Origin of the sequence: Klebsiella sp. JB_Kp042 (genome assembly GCF_040065275.1) — a bacterium.
GTDB lineage: Bacteria > Pseudomonadota > Gammaproteobacteria > Enterobacterales > Enterobacteriaceae > Klebsiella > Klebsiella quasipneumoniae.
Map to the genome: position 1 here is coordinate 36,638 of NZ_JBEAJL010000093.1, position 17,747 is coordinate 54,384.

Here is a 17,747-nt window from a genome sequence, read left to right on the forward strand (position 1 = left end):
TCGCGCTCCAGGGAGAGGGGGGTTGATTTTTAAGGAAAAAGGGTTGTGGGCTTTGCGACAAAGGCAACAATCAGACAGGGGGGAGGCGTGGATTATCCCCTGATGACTGGATTTACCGTGACAGTATTGCCGCATATTGGCGAATGACGGGAAGCGTCGATAAGGTGGAATATTCCGTTCACCAACCTTCCTCTCTATTTCATCGCGCCCTCTGCGGGTGAACGGCATGGGGGGCGTTTCGCCCGCCCCCCATGACCCCCCGCATGGCGCTGAAAATTGCCGCTGCGCGGTCCGCTCCACTCCGGCTTCATCTGGCGGAACGGGCGGACTCGACATCCCTGTCTCGACCGCCCTCTGGCCGCCGTCCTGGCGGCCAGTCCTGGATGCGCGCCTGCGTTCTCGCCAATTTTCCTGATGCGCCTAACCCCCCGCTGTCACTTTTGTCCCTGTCCTGCGGCGCTTGCCTTGCTGAAAGAAAGGATGTCCCTGTCCTCAGGCGCTTGTCTGGCTGAAAGAAAGGATGTCCCCTGCAGGGGCAAAAAAAGGCCCGCGGGGTCGGCGGGCAACAAGCACAACACAACGATTAAAAAACACGTTCCTCCAGAGGGTTATCCCGGTTGAGGCGCTTCGCTAGCCACGGCGGCAGCCGACCGGCCAGCAGCGTATTAATCGCCTCGCACTGGGCCTGGATCGTCGTGCCCGGCGGCGCTTTCATCGGATGGATCTGATGGCGGATCAACCTCGCGGCGGCAGGCCCGCCAATCTCCTGGCAAAACAGCAAATGGCAATCCTCCAGCAGCCTGGCGCGCATCTCGCTGGCGTCAGACGTCGCCGAAGGGGAGGCATAGCGGCGCAGATCCGCCAGCCAGCCGCCCTGGTCATCGAAGGCATAGATAAAAAACAGCCGGTTCTGGCCAAAATGACCATTGATGACCAGGCCATCCTGTGAACAGAAGGCGACCCGCAGCTGCGGTGTCCGCTGGGGTGACCGGGCGATGCGCAAATGGCCGGGCAGCGCCCCCTGCAGGCAGGCGATGACCCGCGCCCAGCGGGCCGGGGACATCACCGCCGTCGCCGAAGGAAAGCTGGCGGCCAGCTGAGGCTGCGTCAGGGTGGTTAACCGTTCCGGGGTCAAGGTTTCGCCGCACTCCTGCGCCAGCCAGTCGACGACTTGCACCGGCTGCAGCTCCGGCAGCGTCTGGAACAGCGCCAGCAGACGCCAGAAAAGGGTATCGTTATCGGACATTTCCAGCTCCTTATAGCAGCGTGCTGCGGGTGGCGCGCAGGCTTATCGGAAAGACCGGCCGCCCCGGCTGCGGATTGACGTAGTAGCGACGTCCCCCTTCAAGGGCAATCGCGCCGCCCCAGCGGTCCGTCTCGTCATGTTCGACCTGAAGCACCCGGGCCTCCAGATCCTGTTTGGCGATATAGGCATACAGCGCCTCGCCGCGCTCACGGAAAATCACGATGGGCATACTCCCTCCTGGCCCCGCCTGCGGCGGGGCGCCTGATGGTTAACGAACGAGGTCGAAGCTGTAATCGGTTTTGCCCAGCTGGCTGGTGTCGTGGTCCAGTTTTTCCAGCACGGCGTTCACCAGCGTCGTGACGATGTTCATCGCGCCTTCATAGCCCCAGGTGGTCTGGCGGTGCAGATGATGGCGGTCGAACAGCGGAAAGCCGAGACGGATCAGCGGCACTTCGAAGGCTTTGCCCTTCGCCAGGGTATCGCGCTGGATAAACTTGCCGTAGGAGTTACCGATCATAAAGTCCGGCTGACGGGTGAACATCAGCGACCGGAAGTGCCACAGGTCGCAGTTGATGAATACTTCGCTGTCCTGGCCGTACGGCGAGGCGTCGAGCATTTTCTTCATCGCCTTTTGCCAGCGTTTATTGGCGTTATGGCTGAGGATCACCGTCGGCTCGCAGCCCAGCTCCAGCAGGAAGCGCGTCAGGCCCATCACGAAATCCGGATCGCCGTAGAGGCCGAATTTTTTGCCGTGCAGCCAGGTGTGGGAGTCCAGCATCATGTCCACCAGCCGGCCGCGCTCAAGGGTCAGGGCGTCGGCGATCGGTTTGCCGGTCAGCTGACTGACGGTCATCAGCAGCGCGTCGGTAGCGGCCAGACCCAACGGAACGGCCACCTCCGTGGCGGGCTGATTCCACAGCTCCTGAACCACCTTTTTGCTTTTCACCAGCTGCCACGGCTGCAGCAGCAGGGTGTCAATGGCGTCCGGCGCGGTTTTGATCTCCTGCTGGCTGGTGCCGCCGGCGTACATCCGGTAATGGCCGTCGGCGGGGGTGTCGAGCACCTCTGAAGGGTCGGAGAGCAGGCTGCAGGGGACATCCATCTGCGCCATCATCCGCTTCAGCACGCGGAAGTTGCCGAGATAGGTCTCAAATCCGGTCACCAGATTGAGCTTTTGCAGTTTGCCCGGCTGCCCGGCGTAGTCAGCGGTAAAGGTCTTCGCGAACCCTTCGAACATATTGTCCCAGCCGGTGACATGGCTGCCGATAAAGCTGGGGGTATGGGCGTAAGGAATGGCGATACTGTCGTCAACAAATCCCTCTTTTTTGGCGTTGGCGATAAACGCCTGCAGATCGTCGCCGATCACCTCGGCCATGCAGGTGGTGGAGACGGCGATAATCTCGGGTTTATACAACGCGCTGGCATTCTGCAGGCCCAGATTCATGTTGTTGTTGCCGCCGAACACCGCCGCGTCCTCGGTCATTGAGTCGGAGACGCAAGCCACCGGCTCCTTAAAATGGCGGTTAAAGTAGGTGCGGAAATAGGCGACGCAGCCCTGAGAGCCGTGGACGTAGGGCAGGGTGCCGGCGAACCCCAGCGCGCAGAGCACCGCCCCGAGCGGCTGGCAGGCTTTGGCCGGGTCGACGGTCAAAGCCTCGCGCTGGAAGTTCAGCGCTTCATACTCGGCGGTGGTGGTCCAGGCAAATACCTCCTGGACGCGCTGCGCGTCGTGCGCCTCTTCAAGGCTCTTTTTGTTCTGGAACAGGGTCTGGTATTCATCCTGTTCAAACAGCGGATAACAGCTGTGAATTTTATCGATCGTTTGGCTCATGGTGTTCTCCTCCCGCGCCACAAATCGGTGGACTGACGGGACAGTGAAGGGGCAATCACGCAGACTTCAGCCACGGGGCAGTCAGTTCGTTCCACGCCGGATTGTTCAGGGTCATATCCATATCGCGGGCAAAGATGGCGAAGCCGTCATAGCCGTGATAGGGGCCGGAATAGTCCCAGGAGTGCATCTGGCGGAACGGCACCCCCATTTTCTGGAAGATATATTTCTCTTTGATCCCGGAGCCGATGAGGTCGGGCTTCAGCGCTTTGACGAAGGCCTCCAGCTCATAGCTGCTGGCATCGTCAAACAGCAGAGTGCCCTCTTTCAGGTCCGGCAGGGTGCGGTCGTAATCATCGTTATGGGCAAACTCGTAGCCGGCGGCGATGATCTCCATCCCGAGATCCTCATAGGCGCCGATGACGTGGCGCGGCCGCAGCCCCCCCATGTACAGCAGCACTTTGCGCCCCTCCAGCCGCGGGCGATATTTGGCGATGATGGCCGCCATCTGCCCCTCATATTTGGCGATCACCGCTTCCGCATTGGCGCGAATGGCGTCATCAAATTGATCGGCGATCTTGCGCAGCGATTCGGCGATTTTGGTCGGGCCGAAGAAGTTATATTCCATCCACGGGATCTGATGTTTCTCCTCCATATGGCGGGCGATATAGTTCATCGAACGGTAGCAGTGGACGAGGTTTAGCTTAACGAACGGGGTGTTCTCCATCTCCACCAGGGTGCCGTCGCCGGACCACTGCGCCACTACGCGCAGCCCCATCTCTTCCAGCAGAATGCGCGAGGCCCAGGCGTCGCCGCCGATGTTGTAATCGCCAATGATGGCGACATCATACGGGGTGCTGGCAAACGGCTGCCCTTCGCGGTTGTTCAGCACCCAGTCGCGCACCACGTCGTTGGCGATATGGTGGCCCAGCGACTGCGAGACGCCGCGAAAGCCTTCGCAGCGCACCGGGATCACCGGTTTATCCAGCGCCTTGCTGCTGGCGTTGGCCACGGCGCTGATGTCATCGCCGATCAGGCCCACCGGGCACTCCGACTGAATAGTGATCCCTTTGGTCAGCGGGAACAGCAGCTCCATCTCTTCAATCAGTTTGCTCAGCTTTTTATCGCCGCCGAAGACAATATCGCGCTCCTGAAAATCTGAGGTGAAGTTCAGGGTGCCGAAGCTGTCGACACCGCTGACGCCGGTATAGTAATTGCGCCGTCCGGCGCGCGAGTACTGGCCGCAGCCGATGGGGCCGTGCGAGATATGGGCCATGTCTTTAATCGGCCCAAACACCACCCCTTTCGAGCCGGCGTAGGCGCAGCCGCGCACGGTCATCACCCCGGGCTGCGATTTACGGTTCGAGATAATGCACTTGCCGACGCTCTCCATCTGCGGATCGCTGATCATCATGTGCTTTCTGCGCTCTTTGCGCGCGGTTTCGGGAAACACCTCCAGAACTTCCTGGATGAGCGCAAGGTTACGTTCGCCTGTTGCGTTGGTCATGGTGAGGATCCTGTGCTCAGGCCGCGTTTTCTTCAGCGGCGGTTTTACCAATGATGCTGGTGTCTTCTTCTTCCATGATGCCGAACTCCATCAGCAGCGACTCCAGCTCGTCCATGGTGCAGGGGGTCGGCACCACTTTTTTGGTGTTATTGACGATCTTCTGCGCCAGCTGACGATATTCGTTGGCCTGCTGACAGGTCGGGTCGTACTCGATCACCGTCATTCGGCGGATCTCTGCGCGCTGCACAATGTTGTCGCGGGGAACAAAGTGGATCATCTGGGTGCCGAGCTTTTCCGCCAGGGCGATGATCAGCTCGTCTTCGCGGTCGGTTTTGCGCGAGTTACAGATCAGGCCGCCGAGGCGTACCTTGCCGGATTTGGCGTACTTCACGATCCCCTTGGAGATATTGTTGGCGGCATACATCGCCATCATCTCCCCGGAGCAGACGATGTAGATCTCCTGGGCTTTGTTTTCGCGGATCGGCATGGCGAAGCCGCCGCAGACCACGTCGCCGAGGACGTCATAGAAGACGAAATCCAGGTCTTCTTCATAGGCGCCTTCTTCCTCGAGGAAGTTGATGGCGGTGATCACCCCGCGCCCGGCGCAGCCAACGCCTGGCTCCGGGCCGCCGGATTCGGCGCAACGTACATCGCCATAGCCGATTTGCAGCACGTCTTCGAGCTCCAGATCCTCGACCGAGCCCACTTCCGCCGCCATCTCCATAATGGTGTTCTGGGCTTTAGCGTGGAGGATCAGACGGGTGGAGTCCGCCTTCGGATCGCAGCCGACGATCATTACTTTCTTACCCATCTCGGCGAGGGCCGCGACGAGATTCTGGGTGGTGGTGGATTTACCGATACCGCCTTTACCGTAGATAGCGCATTGACGCATGGTCATGGTGACTTCTCCTGTTGTTGAGTGTTTGCCAGCAGAGAAGTGCAGGGAACATACCAGCTGTGATTTTTTATGCAGTTATTTGATAAATAAGTATTTTCTGTAAACCGGCCGCGCCGGGGGCCTGCGCAAACGGCACAATAACGCCACCAAATGTGCGAAACAGAACAATTTCCCGCCACCGGCCCGGCGCGGCGCTTTGTCGCCTGTTCAACAGCTTGTCGCGCCCTGTGTCTTATTCCCCGCAATTCCGCCGGACGGACCTGCGCCTCTCTTCCCTTAACCTGTTGAATTAATAAGCGACAGGCGGCAATCCGCGAGCTGGCACAGGCTGTGCTTGAAGAGGAAACAGGGTTTGCCGCGGGCTGTCGCGGTAAAGAGAACGCTCACCTTCGAGGATTGAACGATGTCCGGAAACATGAAAACAATGGATGGCAACGCGGCGGCGGCCTGGATCTCCTACGCCTTTACCGACGTGGCGGCCATCTATCCCATTACCCCCTCCACCCCGATGGCGGAGAATGTCGATGAATGGGCCGCTAAGGGGAAAAAGAACCTCTTTGGTCGGCCGGTGCGCCTGATGGAGATGCAGTCTGAAGCCGGCGCCGCCGGGGCGGTGCACGGCGCGCTGCAGGCGGGGGCGCTCACCACCACCTACACCGCGTCGCAGGGGCTGCTGCTGATGATCCCCAATTTGTACAAAATTGCCGGGGAGCTGCTGCCGGGCGTCTTTCACGTTAGCGCCCGGGCGCTGGCGACCAATTCGCTGAATATTTTTGGCGACCATCAGGATGTGATGGCGGTGCGCCAGACCGGCTGCGCCATGCTGGTGGAGAATAACGTTCAGCAGGTGATGGACCTGTCGGCGGTGGCGCATCTGGCGGCGATCGCCGGGCGGATACCCTTTATCAACTTCTTCGACGGCTTTCGCACTTCGCACGAAATACAGAAGATCGAGGTGCTGGAGTATGAGCAACTGGCGGCGCTGCTGGACCGCCCGGCGCTGGAGCGCTTTCGTCGTCAGGCGCTGCATCCGGATCACCCGGTGATCCGCGGCACCGCGCAAAACCCGGATATCTACTTCCAGGAGCGGGAGGCCGGTAACCGCTTCTACCTCGCGCTGCCCGATCTGGTGGAAAGCTATATGGCGAAGATCACCGCGCTTACCGGGCGGGAATATCACCTGTTTAATTACCACGGCGCGCCGAACGCCGAGCGGGTGATAATCGCCATGGGCTCAGTGTGCGACACCGTCCAGGAGGTGGTGGATGCGCTGAATGCGGCGGGGGAGAAGGTGGGGCTGCTCAGCGTTCATCTCTATCGGCCGTTCTCGCTGGCGCACTTCTTCGCGCAATTGCCCGCCAGCGTGCAGCGCATTGCCGTCCTTGACCGCACCAAAGAGCCGGGGGCGCAGGCGGAACCGCTGTGCCTCGACGTCAAAAACGCTTTCTATCAACGCGACGATGCGCCGCTGATTGTCGGCGGCCGCTACGCCCTCGGCGGTAAGGATGTACTGCCCAACGATATCGCCGCGGTGTTTGACAATCTTCGGCAGCCGCTGCCGAAGGACGGGTTTACCCTGGGCATTGTCGATGACGTCACCTTTACCTCGCTGCCCGCCCGGCAGGTGCCGCTGGCGGTCTCCCACGCCGGGATCACCGCCTGCAAATTCTGGGGCATGGGCTCGGATGGCACCGTCGGGGCGAACAAAAGCGCCATTAAGATCATCGGCGATAACACGCCGCTCTATGCTCAGGCCTACTTTTCCTACGACTCGAAAAAGTCCGGGGGGATCACCGTCTCGCACCTGCGCTTTGGCGACCGGCCAATCACCTCGCCCTACCTGATCCACCGGGCCGATTTTATCGCCTGCTCTCAGCAATCCTATGTCGACCGCTACGACCTGCTGGAGGGGCTGAAGCCGGGAGGCACCTTTTTGCTCAACTGCAGCTGGTCCGAGGCGGAGCTGGAGCAGCACCTGCCGGTCAGCGTCCGGCGCTATCTGGCGCAGGAAAAGATCGACTTTTATACCCTCAACGCCGTGGACATCGCCCGCGAGCTGGGCCTCGGCGGGCGCTTTAACATGCTGATGCAGGCGGCGTTCTTTAAGCTGACGGCGATTATCGATCCGCAAACCGCGGCGGACTATCTCAAGCAGGCGGTGGAGAAAAGCTATGGCAGCAAAGGGGCGAGCGTCATTGAGATGAACCAGCGGGCGATCGAGCTGGGGATGGCGGCGCTGCGTCGGGTGACGGTTCCCGCCCACTGGGCGACCCTCGAGGCGCCGGCGCCGCAGGCGACAACCCTGATGCCGGACTTCATCCGCGATATTCTGCAGCCCATGAACCGCCAGCGCGGCGATCTGCTGCCGGTGAGCGCCTTCGCCGGGATGGAAGACGGCACCTTTCCCTCCGGCACCGCCGCCTGGGAGAAGCGCGGCATTGCCCTGGAGGTGCCGGTCTGGCAGCCCGACGGCTGCACTCAGTGTAACCAGTGCGCCTTCGTCTGCCCGCATGCGGCGATCCGCCCGGCGTTGCTGAACGCGGAAGAGCAGGATACGGCGCCCGCCGGGCTGCTGAGCAAACCGGCCCAGGGGGCCAAAGACTACCACTATCATCTGGCTATCTCACCGCTGGACTGCTCCGGCTGCGGCAACTGCGTGGAGAGCTGCCCGTCGCGCGGCAAGGCGCTGCAGATGGCCTCCCTCGACAGCCAGCGCGCGATGGCCCCGGTCTGGGACTACGCGCTGGGGCTGGCGCCAAAAGATAACCCGTTTCGCAAAACGACGGTCAAAGGCAGCCAGTTCGAAACGCCGCTGCTGGAGTTTTCCGGCGCCTGCGCGGGCTGTGGCGAAACGCCCTATGCCCGGCTGATCACCCAGCTGTTTGGCGACCGGATGCTGATCGCCAACGCCACCGGCTGCTCTTCGATCTGGGGCGCCAGCGCGCCTTCGATGCCCTATACCACCAACCACCGCGGCCACGGGCCGGCCTGGGCAAACTCGCTGTTTGAGGACAACGCCGAGTTCGGGCTGGGCATGATGCTCGGCGGCCAGGCGATCCGCCAACAGATCGCCGGGGAGATGACTCGCGCCCTGGCGCTGCCGGTCAGCGACGCGCTTCACGCCGCGATGCGGCAATGGCTGGCGCAGCAGGACGAGGGGGAGGGGACCCGCGAACGTGCAGACCGCCTCAGTGCGTTGCTGGCGGCGGAAAAAGAGGGGGTTCCGCTGCTGGAGCAGCTCTGGCAGAACCGTGACTATTTCGTCCGGCGTTCGCAGTGGATCTTCGGCGGCGACGGCTGGGCCTACGATATTGGCTTCGGCGGTCTCGATCATGTGCTGGCCAGCGGGGAAGACGTCAATATTCTGGTGTTCGATACCGAGGTCTACTCCAACACCGGCGGCCAGTCGTCCAAATCGACCCCGGTGGCGGCGATCGCCAAGTTTGCCGCCCAGGGGAAACGCACGCGGAAAAAAGATCTCGGCATGATGGCGATGAGCTACGGTAATGTTTACGTTGCGCAGATCGCCATGGGCGCTGATAAAGATCAGACCCTGCGGGCCATCGCCGAGGCTGAAGCCTGGCCGGGACCGTCGCTGGTGATCGCCTACGCCGCCTGTATCAACCACGGCCTGAAAGCCGGGATGCGCTGCAGTCAGCGCGAGGCGAAGCGGGCGGTGGAGGCGGGATACTGGCACCTGTGGCGCTACCATCCACAGCGCGAAGCCGAGGGCAAAACGCCGTTTATACTGGACTCCGAAGAGCCGGAAGAGAGCTTCCGCGACTTTCTGCTTGGCGAGGTGCGCTATGCCGCGCTGCACAAAACCACCCCGGATCTGGCGGACGCGCTGTTCCGGCAAACGGAGGAGGATGCCCGGGCCCGTTTCAGGCAGTACCAGCGGCTGGCGGGGGAGTAGCAGGCAGCAGGTTAGCGATTCACGACTGCTGCATCACGTTCAGCAGCGTATCCAGCAGGCCGGGAAAACGGGCGTCCAGATCTTCCCGGCGCAGCGAAATCATATTCTCCCGTCCCTGAGGCCGCTGCCAGATCACACCGCTGTCGCGCAGGACGCGCCAGTGGTGGGTCATGGTGGACTTGGCCACCTCTTCCTGACGCAGAGCGTTACAGCTCTGCTCGCTGCCGTCGGCCAGCGTGCGGATGATCTCCAGTCGCAGCGGGTTGCCGAGCGCGGAAAGGACATTTTCCAGGCGAATTTGTTCTCGTTCAGGGTGATTGGCGATCATAATAATCCTGTGTCGGCGGTGGCGCGGCGCATGGCGGTCGCAGTCCGTATCGGCGGCTGGCGGCTACTATACCCAAACTCCTGTTCTCATGCCACGCGCGCCGCCGCAACCTGACCAATCATAATAATAGTAAAAACAGTTCGAATATACTCGTACAATTGTACTATCATAAGCGGCAGTAAAATGAACTGCGGATCATTCCGACCGCAGACTGACAGTCAAAACGACTAAGGACGCATCATGCCCCGACCCATCCCCCTCGAACGTTATCGCAACATCGGTATCTCCGCGCATATCGATGCCGGTAAAACCACCACCACCGAGCGCATCCTGTTTTACACCGGGATGAGCCATAAGCTGGGTGAAGTACACGATGGCGCGGCAACCACCGACTGGATGGCCCAGGAGCAAGAGCGCGGGATCACCATTACCTCGGCGGCGGTGAGCTGCTTCTGGCCGGGTATGGACCGCAGCTTCGAGCCGCACCGGATCAATATCATCGACACCCCGGGGCACGTGGATTTCACCATTGAGGTGGAACGTTCCATGCGCGTGCTCGACGGCGCGGTGATGGTGTATGACTCCGTCGGCGGGGTGCAGCCCCAGTCGGAGACCGTCTGGCGCCAGGCGAATAAATACCATGTCCCGCGGCTGGCCTTCGTCAACAAGATGGACCGCCCCGGCGCGGACTTCTTCCGCGTGGTGCAGATGATGATCGACCGCCTGAAGGCCAACCCGGTGCCGATTGTCATCCCCATTGGCGCCGAAGAGCATTTCACCGGCGTCGTCGACCTGGTGAAAATGCGCGCCATCCTGTGGGATGACGCCACCCAGGGCATGACCTTCAGCTACGGACCGGTCCCTGACGATCTGCTGGCGACGGCCCGCGAGTGGCGGGAGAAAATGGTCTCGGCGGCGGCGGAGGCCAGCGACGCGCTGATGGATAAATACCTCGAAACCGGCGAGCTGGACGAGGCGGAGATCGTCGCCGGTCTGCGCCAGCGCACGGTGAAGGGTGAAATCCAGGCGGTGCTCTGCGGTAGCGCCTTTAAAAATAAAGGCGTGCAGCGCATGCTCGACGCGGTGGTGGAGCTGATGCCGTCGCCGCTGGATATTCCGGCGATACAGGGCGTGGATGAGAAAGGCCAGCCGGCGGAGCGCCATCCGAGCGACGATGAGCCGCTGTCGGCGCTGGCGTTCAAACTGATGACCGATCCCTACGTCGGCCAGTTGACCTTTATCCGCGTCTACTCCGGGACGCTGAAGAAAGGCGATGCGGTGTGGAATCCGGTGAAGGGCAAGAAAGAGCGCATCGGGCGTATCGTCCTGATGCAGGCCAACGATCGCCACGAAGTGGACGAACTGCACGCCGGGGATATCGCGGCCTGCGTTGGGCTGAAGGATGTCACTACCGGCGATACGTTATGCGACCCGGATGCGGTGATTACCCTTGAGCGGATGGAGTTTCCGGAGCCGGTGATTTCGCTGGCGATTGAGCCGAAGACCAAAGCGGACCAGGAGAAAATGGGCATCGCGCTGCAGCGGCTGGCGGCGGAAGATCCGTCGTTCCGTCTGCATACCGATGAAGAGTCCGGCCAGACGATTATCTCCGGCATGGGCGAGCTGCATCTGGAGATCATTGTCGACCGGATGAAGCGCGAGTTTAACGTCGAAGCCAACATTGGTCGTCCGCAGGTCACCTACCGCGAAACCCTGCGCAAGAAAGTGACGGACGTGGAGGGCAAATTTGTGCGCCAGTCCGGCGGTAAAGGACAGTACGGGCACGTCGTGCTGACCCTTGAGCCGCTGGAGCCGGGCAGCGGTTTCGTCTTCGAGGACGCCACCAAAGGCGGGGTAGTGCCGCGCGAGTACATCCCTTCCGTGGAGAAAGGGCTGCGCGAAGCGATGGGCACCGGCGTGCTGGCGGGCTATCCGGTGGTTGACGTGAAAGCGACCCTGACCTTCGGATCGTACCACGATGTGGACTCCTCGGAGATGGCGTTCCGTATGGCGGCGATCTTCGGCTTCCGCGAAGGGGCGCGCAAAGCGGACCCGGTGATCCTTGAGCCGGTGATGCACGTGGAGGTGGAAACGCCGGAAGAGTACGCCGGGAATATCATGGGCGATCTCTCTTCCCGTCGCGGGATGGTGCAGGGAATGGAAGAGCGCTTCGGCAGCCAGATCATCCGCGCCGATGTGCCGCTGGCGGAGATGTTTGGTTATTCCACCACGCTGCGCTCGATGTCTCAGGGACGAGCAACCTACAGCATGGAGTTCCACCACTACGCGGAAGCGCCGCGCAACGTAGCGGATGAAATCATCGCCAGCCGCGCGAAAAGTTAAGCCAGTCATCCCGGGTAGCGGCTTCGCCTTACCCGGGCTACTCTGGTACCAGCGCCCAGGCCCGGTAAGGCGAAGCCGCCCCCGGGCAAAAAGGTAAGCACGAACCGGGGATGCAATGCCCGGCGGCGCTGCGCTTGCGCGGGCCTACGGTCAGGTGTCCTCCCCGGTCATCGTTTGTAGCCCGGGTAAGGCGGTAGCCGCAACCCGGGAATTTCAGCCAATCAGACAATATCCTGCGCGTACTGCCACAGCGCCTTCAGCTGCGCCAGCTTCTCTTTATCATCCGCATACAGCTGATACAGTTTGTAGCCCGGGTAAGGCGTTAGCCGCAACCCGGGAATTTCAGCCAATCAGACAATATCCTGTGCGTACTGCCACAGCGCCTTCAGCTGCGCCAGCTTCTCTTTATCATCCGCATACTGCTGATACAGCATCTGCAGTTCATCGGCATAGGCCTGCAAAAACTCAGGCGTAAATACCTGACGACGGTGCTCTAACCAGCGCTGCTGCTCGGCTTCATCGAGCGTGCCGGGGAAGTTGCGCGCCCGATAGTTAAACAGCAGGCGTTCGATGCGCTTGTCGGCGAAGGTGATATCCAGCGCCGGCAGATTGCGCGGTTCCGTTTCCAGCACGATTTTCATCGCCGCGCGGTCGGCATCGCTAAAGAACCCATTGTAAAGCTGGGCGTCGACGTTTTTGGACGGCACGAACGGCTCGGCTTCGGCATACACCGCCACCACTTTCTCCCGCACCTGCGGATTCGCCCGCAGCAGCTGGGCATTCTCCAGACAGCGCTGAATGGAGATCCCCAGCCGGTCGGCATCCTGCGGGCGCAGGGTATTGGCCTGAGCCAGCACCGGACATTTATTGAGATGCACCAGCTTGATCGGCGCCGCCGGCAGATCGCCAAGCTCGGCGCGCGGGGTGTAAAGCCGCTCGCGCAGGGCGTCCGCATCCAGCTCCAGGAGCGGCGCCATATCCCCCGCCAGATCGACCATAATCACCGCATTGCGGTTTTCCGGATGCCAGGCCAGGGGCGCCACCAGGCTGGTGTTGCCGCGCGCGGCGCCGAACATGCCGGAGACATGCACCAGCGGCTTCATCTGCGGTACGTCGATGAGCGTCGCCAGCTTGCGCTTATTGCGGTGGCTGTAGAGATAGTCAAACAGCCGCGGCTGCCGGGTTTTCACCAGCTTCGCCATGGCGATGGTGGCGTACACGTCGGCCATCGCGTCATGGGCGTTCTGGTGTTCAATACCGTTGGCGACGGTCAAATGTTCAAGGCGGAAGCTCGGCAGACCCTCGTCATTTTCCGGCCAGGCGATCCCTTCCGGACGCAGGGCATAGCAGGCGCGCATCACGTCGAGCAGATCCCAGCGCGAGTTATCGTGCTGCCAGCTCCAGGCATAAGGGTCATAGAAGTTGCGATAGAAGATATTCCGCGTCACTTCGTCATCAAAGCGCACATTGTTATAGCCGACGATGCAGGTTTGCGGCACCGTGAACAGATCGTGGATGCGGCGGGCAAACGCGGCCTCGTTATCCCCTTTGGCCAGCGCTTCCTGCGGGGTGATCCCGGTGATCATTACCGCCTGCGGCTGCGGCAGGTAATCGTCAGCGGGCTTGCAGTAAAACACCTCGGGCTCGCCCAGCACGTTCAGCTCCGCGTCGGTGCGGATGGCGGCGAACTGCGCCGGCCGGTCAAGGGAAGGGCTGGTGCCGAAGGTTTCATAATCGTGGAATAAAAATCCGGGCTGGTTGACGCTGTCTTGCATAGTCTGTTCATTATCCGTGGTGGCGTGCGACCGGTATGGTAAACGATTTGCCCGGTCATCAGAAGGGTAACGGCAAGCAACATCCTCCGCCGTGTCATATTTTCTTGCAATTAAACCCTGATATGAAACGCGAAGTTCCGTAAAAAGGACGGCGGATCTGTAAATCTAGAGGATATGCCGTTGAAAGGCCGTTTGTTTATTGCTGTATCTTTGCTCGCTTCGAGCGTTTCCTGCGCATTTGCCGTCGACTTACCTGCTACGGTCGCGCCGCCTTCCATTCAGGCTGGCTCCTGGGTGCTGATGGATTACACCACCGGTCAGGTACTGACCGCGGGTAACGAACATCAGCAGCGCAATCCTGCCAGCCTGACCAAATTAATGACCGGCTACGTGGTCGATCGCGCCATCGACAGCCATCGTATCACCTTTGACGATATCGTCACCGTGGGGAAAGACGCCTGGGCGAAGGGCAACCCGGTGTTCGACGGGTCATCCCTGATGTTCTTAAAGCCAGGGGATCGCGTCAGCGTCCGCGACCTCAGCCGCGGGCTGATTGTCGACTCCGGCAACGACGCCTGCGTCGCGCTGGCCGACTATGTCGCCGGCGGTCAGCCGCAGTTTGTCGCCCTGATGAATCAGTATGTCGAAAAACTGCATTTGCAGGATACCCATTTCGAAACCGTCCACGGCCTCGATGCCCCGGGCCAGCACAGTTCGGCCTATGACCTGGCGGTGCTGTCGCGGGCGATTATCCATGGCGAGCCTGACGTCTACCACATGTACAGCCAGAAAAGCCTAACGTGGAACGGCATTACCCAGCAAAACCGTAACGGTCTGCTGTGGGATAAAACCCTGAACGTCGATGGCCTGAAAACCGGACACACGTCGGGCGCCGGGTTCAACCTGATCGCCTCGGCGGTGGATGGCCAGCGTCGGTTGATCGCCGTGGTGATGGGGGCCGACAGCCCGAAAGGCCGCGAGCAGCAGGCCGCGAAACTGCTGCACTGGGGGCAGCAAAACTTCGACACCGTGCAGGTGCTGCAGAAGGGGCAGAAGGTCGGCAGCGAGCGCATCTGGTACGGCGATAAAGAGCAGATTAAGCTCGGCACCGATCAGGATTTCTGGTTAGCGCTGCCGAAGGCGGAAGTGTCGCGGATTAAGGCGAAATACGTGCTGGATAAAAAGGATCTGGAGGCGCCGATCGCCGCCAACCAGCGGGTCGGCGAGATTTCGCTGTATGACGGCGACAAGATCGTGGGCCACTATCCGCTGGTCACCCTCGAAAGCATTAATAAAGGCGGGGTGTTCTCGCGAATGAGCGATTACCTGCACCACGAGCTGTAACCACGCCAACCGCCTCTTTGCAGGCGGTTTTTTTTCGCCTGCCGCCCGGCAGACGCGGCGACAACATCGCCGTTTTTTTCATCAGCCGCAATGGCGACTCTGTGAATTCGCGCACATACTGAGGGGGGATCTCCTGTTAAATTAACTGTATATTCATACAGTCATTTATCTCCAAAGGAGGCAAGATGAACTACAGCGTCACCCCCCTCGGCAAGAAAACCATTGCCGGTTTCCATCTGGTCGGGCCCTGGGATCAAACCGTCAGGCAGGGGTTTGAGCAACTGATGATGTGGGTTGAGGGCCGGCAGGTGCCCGCCCGCGAGTGGCTTGCCGTCTACTACGATAACCCGGAGGACGTGCCGGCGGAAAAACTGCGCTGCGCCACCGTGGTCGCCGTTGACGAGGATTACGTCATTCCCGCCAACAGCGAAGGGGTGATCATAACGGCGATTGCCGGCGGGGATTACGCCTGCGCCCGCGCGCGGGTGGTGGATCACGACTTCGCCACCCCGTGGAGGCAGTTTTTCGACAGCCTGCTGCAGAGCACGGCGTATCGCATCGCCCCTCAGCCCTGCTTTGAGGTCTATCTTAACGACGGCAACCACGACGGCTACTGGGATATCGACATGTATGTTCCCGTCGCCCGCGTCGCGTCGTAGCGATTTACCCCTGTTCCGGACAAGGATTTTTACATTCCCGGCACGCTCCGGGCGAAAAAGCAGTTACAATTGGCCTTTTCGTTTTGCCGGAGAGGGTTGTGCGCGCTGATAAATCACTCAAGCCATTTGAGATCCGCTTGTATCGCCATTATCGTGTGGTGCATGGTGTGCGGATTGCGCTGGCCTTTGTGCTCACCTTTTTGCTGGTGCGGCTGCTGAACGTGCCTGAGGGGACCTGGCCTCTCATCACCCTGGTGGTGGTAATGGGGCCGATCTCCTTCTGGGGCAACGTCGTGCCGCGGGCGTTTCAGCGCATCGGCGGCACGATCCTCGGCTCGGCGCTGGGGCTGGTGGCGCTCAAGCTTGAGCTTATCTCCCTGCCGCTGATGGTCCTCTGGTGCGCGGCGGCGATGTTCCTCTGCGGCTGGCTGGCGCTGGGCAAGAAACCCTATCAGGCGCTGCTGATCGGCATCACCCTGTCGGTGGTGGTCGGGGCGCCGCCGGGCGATATGCATACCGCCCTGTGGCGAAGCGGCGACGTGATCTTCGGCTCGCTGCTGGCGATGCTGTTTACCGGTATCTGGCCGCAGCGGGCGTTTATCCACTGGCGCATCCAGATGGCCAGCTATGTCACCAACTTCAACCGCCTCTACCAGGCCGGCTTCTCGCCAAATCTGGTGGATCGGCCGCGGCTGGAAAAGCATCTCCAACAGGCGCTCAACGACGTCGTCAAAATGCGCGGGCTAATCACCCCCGCCAGCAAAGAGACGCACATCCAGAAGGCGATCTTCGAGGCTATCCAGACCGTCAGCCGCAACCTCGTGTGCATGCTGGAGCTGCAGATCAACGCCTGGTGGGCAACCCGTCCGGGCCACTTCGTCATGCTGAACGCGCACACTCTGCGGGAGACGCAGCAGATGACCCAGCAGACGCTGTTGGCCATCGCCCACGCCTTGTATGAAGGGAACCCTCAGCCTGTGCGCGCCAACAATGAAAAGCTGAATGAAATCGTTCTCGAACTGCGCCAGCTGATGAAAGAGCAGGGTGACGATAGCCTGGCGGAAACCCCGATCCATGGCTATGTTTGGCTCTCTATTGAACTGGCGCGCCAGCTGGAGCTGCTGTCGCATCTGATCTGCCGCGCGTTGCGCAAATAAGCACCAGATGCACCGGGTAACTGCATGGGTTGTTTCGATTCAGCAGCGTTTAGGGTTATGATAAACGCAAAGGAAAAAACATTGTCATCAGCGACTGCTAGCAGTTATGTTAGCCCTATAACGCAGTCGCTTTACGAATCCGAATCTCAATTATTAGGGGTGTAAAAATGGAAACAACTAAGCCTTCTTTCCAGGACGTACTGGAGTTTGTTCGTCTGTACCGTCGTAAGAACAAACTGCAGCGTGAAATTCAGGACGTTGAGAAAAAGATCCGTGATAACCAGAAGCGCGTTCTGCTGCTGGACAACCTCAGCGACTACATCAAACCGGGCATGAGCGTGGAAGCTATCCAGGGCATCATCGCCAGCATGAAGAGCGATTATGAAGACCGCGTTGATGACTACATCATCAAGAATGCCGAGCTGTCCAAAGAGCGCCGCGACATCTCTAAAAAACTGAAAGTGATGGGTGAAGCCAAAGTCGAAGGCTAATCCCAGCTGTCCGGCGGCGGTCAGCGTCGCCGGGCTGTTCTGCACTACCACCTCCCGTCTCTTTTTCTGCGAAAACTTTGTCCCGGCAACTGCCTCTCTGCACCGACTCTTTGCTATACTGCCCCGCGAAAACGTATTGATATCGGAAAGGTTTCTCTCATCCTGGCCGGGCATCTGACGCAGCGGCGTCAGGGCGATATCTCAACACCTCTCACCTCTCCGACGATCGATTCGCCAGAAGACAAACTCAGGTGC

Annotated in this window: 14 protein-coding genes; 6 read left to right on the forward strand and 8 right to left on the reverse strand. The window is 60.5% G+C overall.

Features of this window, described 5'->3' with window-relative positions:
• Positions 1-583 precede the first annotated feature (583 nt).
• The 5 genes from ABLV54_RS17730 to nifH are packed head-to-tail and all read right to left on the reverse strand — an operon-like array spanning position 584 to position 5,479.
• A complete protein-coding gene (locus tag ABLV54_RS17730) occupies positions 584-1,246 on the reverse strand; it encodes a NifB/NifX family molybdenum-iron cluster-binding protein (RefSeq protein WP_087848922.1) in 663 nt (220 codons plus the stop codon).
• Between the two features lie 10 nt (positions 1,247-1,256).
• Positions 1,257-1,475 carry a putative nitrogen fixation protein NifT gene (gene nifT, locus ABLV54_RS17735; RefSeq protein ID WP_004203557.1) on the reverse strand — a complete coding sequence of 73 codons (219 nt, stop codon included), beginning with the start codon at positions 1,473-1,475 and terminating at the stop codon, positions 1,257-1,259.
• 39 nt (positions 1,476-1,514) lie between these two features.
• Positions 1,515-3,077 carry a nitrogenase molybdenum-iron protein subunit beta gene (gene nifK / locus ABLV54_RS17740; RefSeq protein WP_048297850.1) on the reverse strand — a complete coding sequence of 521 codons (1,563 nt, stop codon included), beginning with the start codon at positions 3,075-3,077 and terminating at the stop codon, positions 1,515-1,517.
• A 55-nt stretch (positions 3,078-3,132) separates the two neighbouring features.
• On the reverse strand, positions 3,133-4,581 hold the full coding sequence (nifD, locus tag ABLV54_RS17745) for a nitrogenase molybdenum-iron protein alpha chain (RefSeq protein WP_023290337.1): 1,449 nt from the start codon (positions 4,579-4,581) through the stop codon (positions 3,133-3,135).
• A gap of 16 nt (positions 4,582-4,597) precedes the next feature.
• A complete protein-coding gene (gene nifH / locus ABLV54_RS17750) occupies positions 4,598-5,479 on the reverse strand; it encodes a nitrogenase iron protein (RefSeq protein WP_004203553.1) in 882 nt (293 codons plus the stop codon).
• A gap of 403 nt (positions 5,480-5,882) precedes the next feature.
• Between nifH and nifJ the strand changes: the two genes are divergently transcribed.
• Positions 5,883-9,395: a pyruvate:ferredoxin (flavodoxin) oxidoreductase gene (nifJ, locus tag ABLV54_RS17755; RefSeq protein ID WP_248860773.1), complete on the forward strand. Its 3,513-nt coding sequence runs from the start codon at positions 5,883-5,885 to the stop codon at positions 9,393-9,395.
• Positions 9,396-9,414: 19 nt separating this feature from the next.
• Here the strand turns inward: nifJ and ABLV54_RS17760 are convergent, their stop codons facing one another.
• The gene (locus ABLV54_RS17760; RefSeq protein ID WP_023290335.1) at positions 9,415-9,723 is read right to left on the reverse strand and encodes a helix-turn-helix domain-containing protein; all 309 of its coding nucleotides are present in this window, start codon (positions 9,721-9,723) and stop codon (positions 9,415-9,417) included.
• A 240-nt stretch (positions 9,724-9,963) separates the two neighbouring features.
• On the opposite strand from ABLV54_RS17760, the gene fusA reads away from it, so the two are divergent.
• Complete coding sequence (gene fusA, locus ABLV54_RS17765; RefSeq protein WP_032453436.1) at positions 9,964-12,066, forward strand: elongation factor G; 2,103 nt, start codon at positions 9,964-9,966, stop codon at positions 12,064-12,066.
• A 221-nt stretch (positions 12,067-12,287) separates the two neighbouring features.
• On the opposite strand, the gene ABLV54_RS17770 is transcribed toward fusA, so the two are convergent.
• Positions 12,288-12,416, reverse strand: a complete 129-nt coding sequence (locus ABLV54_RS17770; RefSeq protein ID WP_256555546.1) for a hypothetical protein — start codon at positions 12,414-12,416, stop codon at positions 12,288-12,290.
• A complete protein-coding gene (sbcB, locus tag ABLV54_RS17775; protein WP_248860774.1) occupies positions 12,417-13,841 on the reverse strand; it encodes an exodeoxyribonuclease I in 1,425 nt (474 codons plus the stop codon).
• Between the two features lie 180 nt (positions 13,842-14,021).
• Here sbcB and dacD point away from each other — a divergent pair, with 180 nt between their 5' ends.
• The 4 genes from dacD (at position 14,022) to ABLV54_RS17795 (ending at position 17,492) form a co-directional block, all read left to right on the forward strand.
• Positions 14,022-15,185, forward strand: coding sequence for a serine-type D-Ala-D-Ala carboxypeptidase DacD (gene dacD, locus ABLV54_RS17780; RefSeq protein WP_050533861.1), 1,164 nt, complete (start codon positions 14,022-14,024; stop codon positions 15,183-15,185).
• A gap of 185 nt (positions 15,186-15,370) precedes the next feature.
• Complete coding sequence (sbmC, locus tag ABLV54_RS17785) at positions 15,371-15,844, forward strand: DNA gyrase inhibitor SbmC (RefSeq protein WP_048336055.1); 474 nt, start codon at positions 15,371-15,373, stop codon at positions 15,842-15,844.
• A 98-nt stretch (positions 15,845-15,942) separates the two neighbouring features.
• Positions 15,943-17,001, forward strand: coding sequence for an FUSC family protein (locus ABLV54_RS17790; RefSeq protein WP_004203544.1), 1,059 nt, complete (start codon positions 15,943-15,945; stop codon positions 16,999-17,001).
• A 167-nt stretch (positions 17,002-17,168) separates the two neighbouring features.
• Positions 17,169-17,492, forward strand: a complete 324-nt coding sequence (locus tag ABLV54_RS17795) for a DUF496 family protein (protein WP_002911883.1) — start codon at positions 17,169-17,171, stop codon at positions 17,490-17,492.
• Positions 17,493-17,747 lie beyond the last annotated feature (255 nt).

What these genes read in the sequence shown, in the direction of transcription:
- ABLV54_RS17730 (WP_087848922.1), bottom strand. Translation starts at nt 1,246, where the DNA reads ATGTCCGATAACGATACCCTTTTCTGGCGTCTGCTGGCGCTGTTCCAG.
- nifT (WP_004203557.1), bottom strand. Translation starts at nt 1,475, where the DNA reads ATGCCCATCGTGATTTTCCGTGAGCGCGGCGAGGCGCTGTATGCCTAT.
- nifK (WP_048297850.1), bottom strand. Translation starts at nt 3,077, where the DNA reads ATGAGCCAAACGATCGATAAAATTCACAGCTGTTATCCGCTGTTTGAA.
- nifD (WP_023290337.1), bottom strand. Translation starts at nt 4,581, where the DNA reads ATGACCAACGCAACAGGCGAACGTAACCTTGCGCTCATCCAGGAAGTT.
- nifH (WP_004203553.1), bottom strand. Translation starts at nt 5,479, where the DNA reads ATGACCATGCGTCAATGCGCTATCTACGGTAAAGGCGGTATCGGTAAA.
- nifJ (WP_248860773.1), top strand. Translation starts at nt 5,883, where the DNA reads ATGTCCGGAAACATGAAAACAATGGATGGCAACGCGGCGGCGGCCTGG.
- ABLV54_RS17760 (WP_023290335.1), bottom strand. Translation starts at nt 9,723, where the DNA reads ATGATCGCCAATCACCCTGAACGAGAACAAATTCGCCTGGAAAATGTC.
- fusA (WP_032453436.1), top strand. Translation starts at nt 9,964, where the DNA reads ATGCCCCGACCCATCCCCCTCGAACGTTATCGCAACATCGGTATCTCC.
- sbcB (WP_248860774.1), bottom strand. Translation starts at nt 13,841, where the DNA reads ATGCAAGACAGCGTCAACCAGCCCGGATTTTTATTCCACGATTATGAA.
- sbmC (WP_048336055.1), top strand. Translation starts at nt 15,371, where the DNA reads ATGAACTACAGCGTCACCCCCCTCGGCAAGAAAACCATTGCCGGTTTC.
- ABLV54_RS17795 (WP_002911883.1), top strand. Translation starts at nt 17,169, where the DNA reads ATGGAAACAACTAAGCCTTCTTTCCAGGACGTACTGGAGTTTGTTCGT.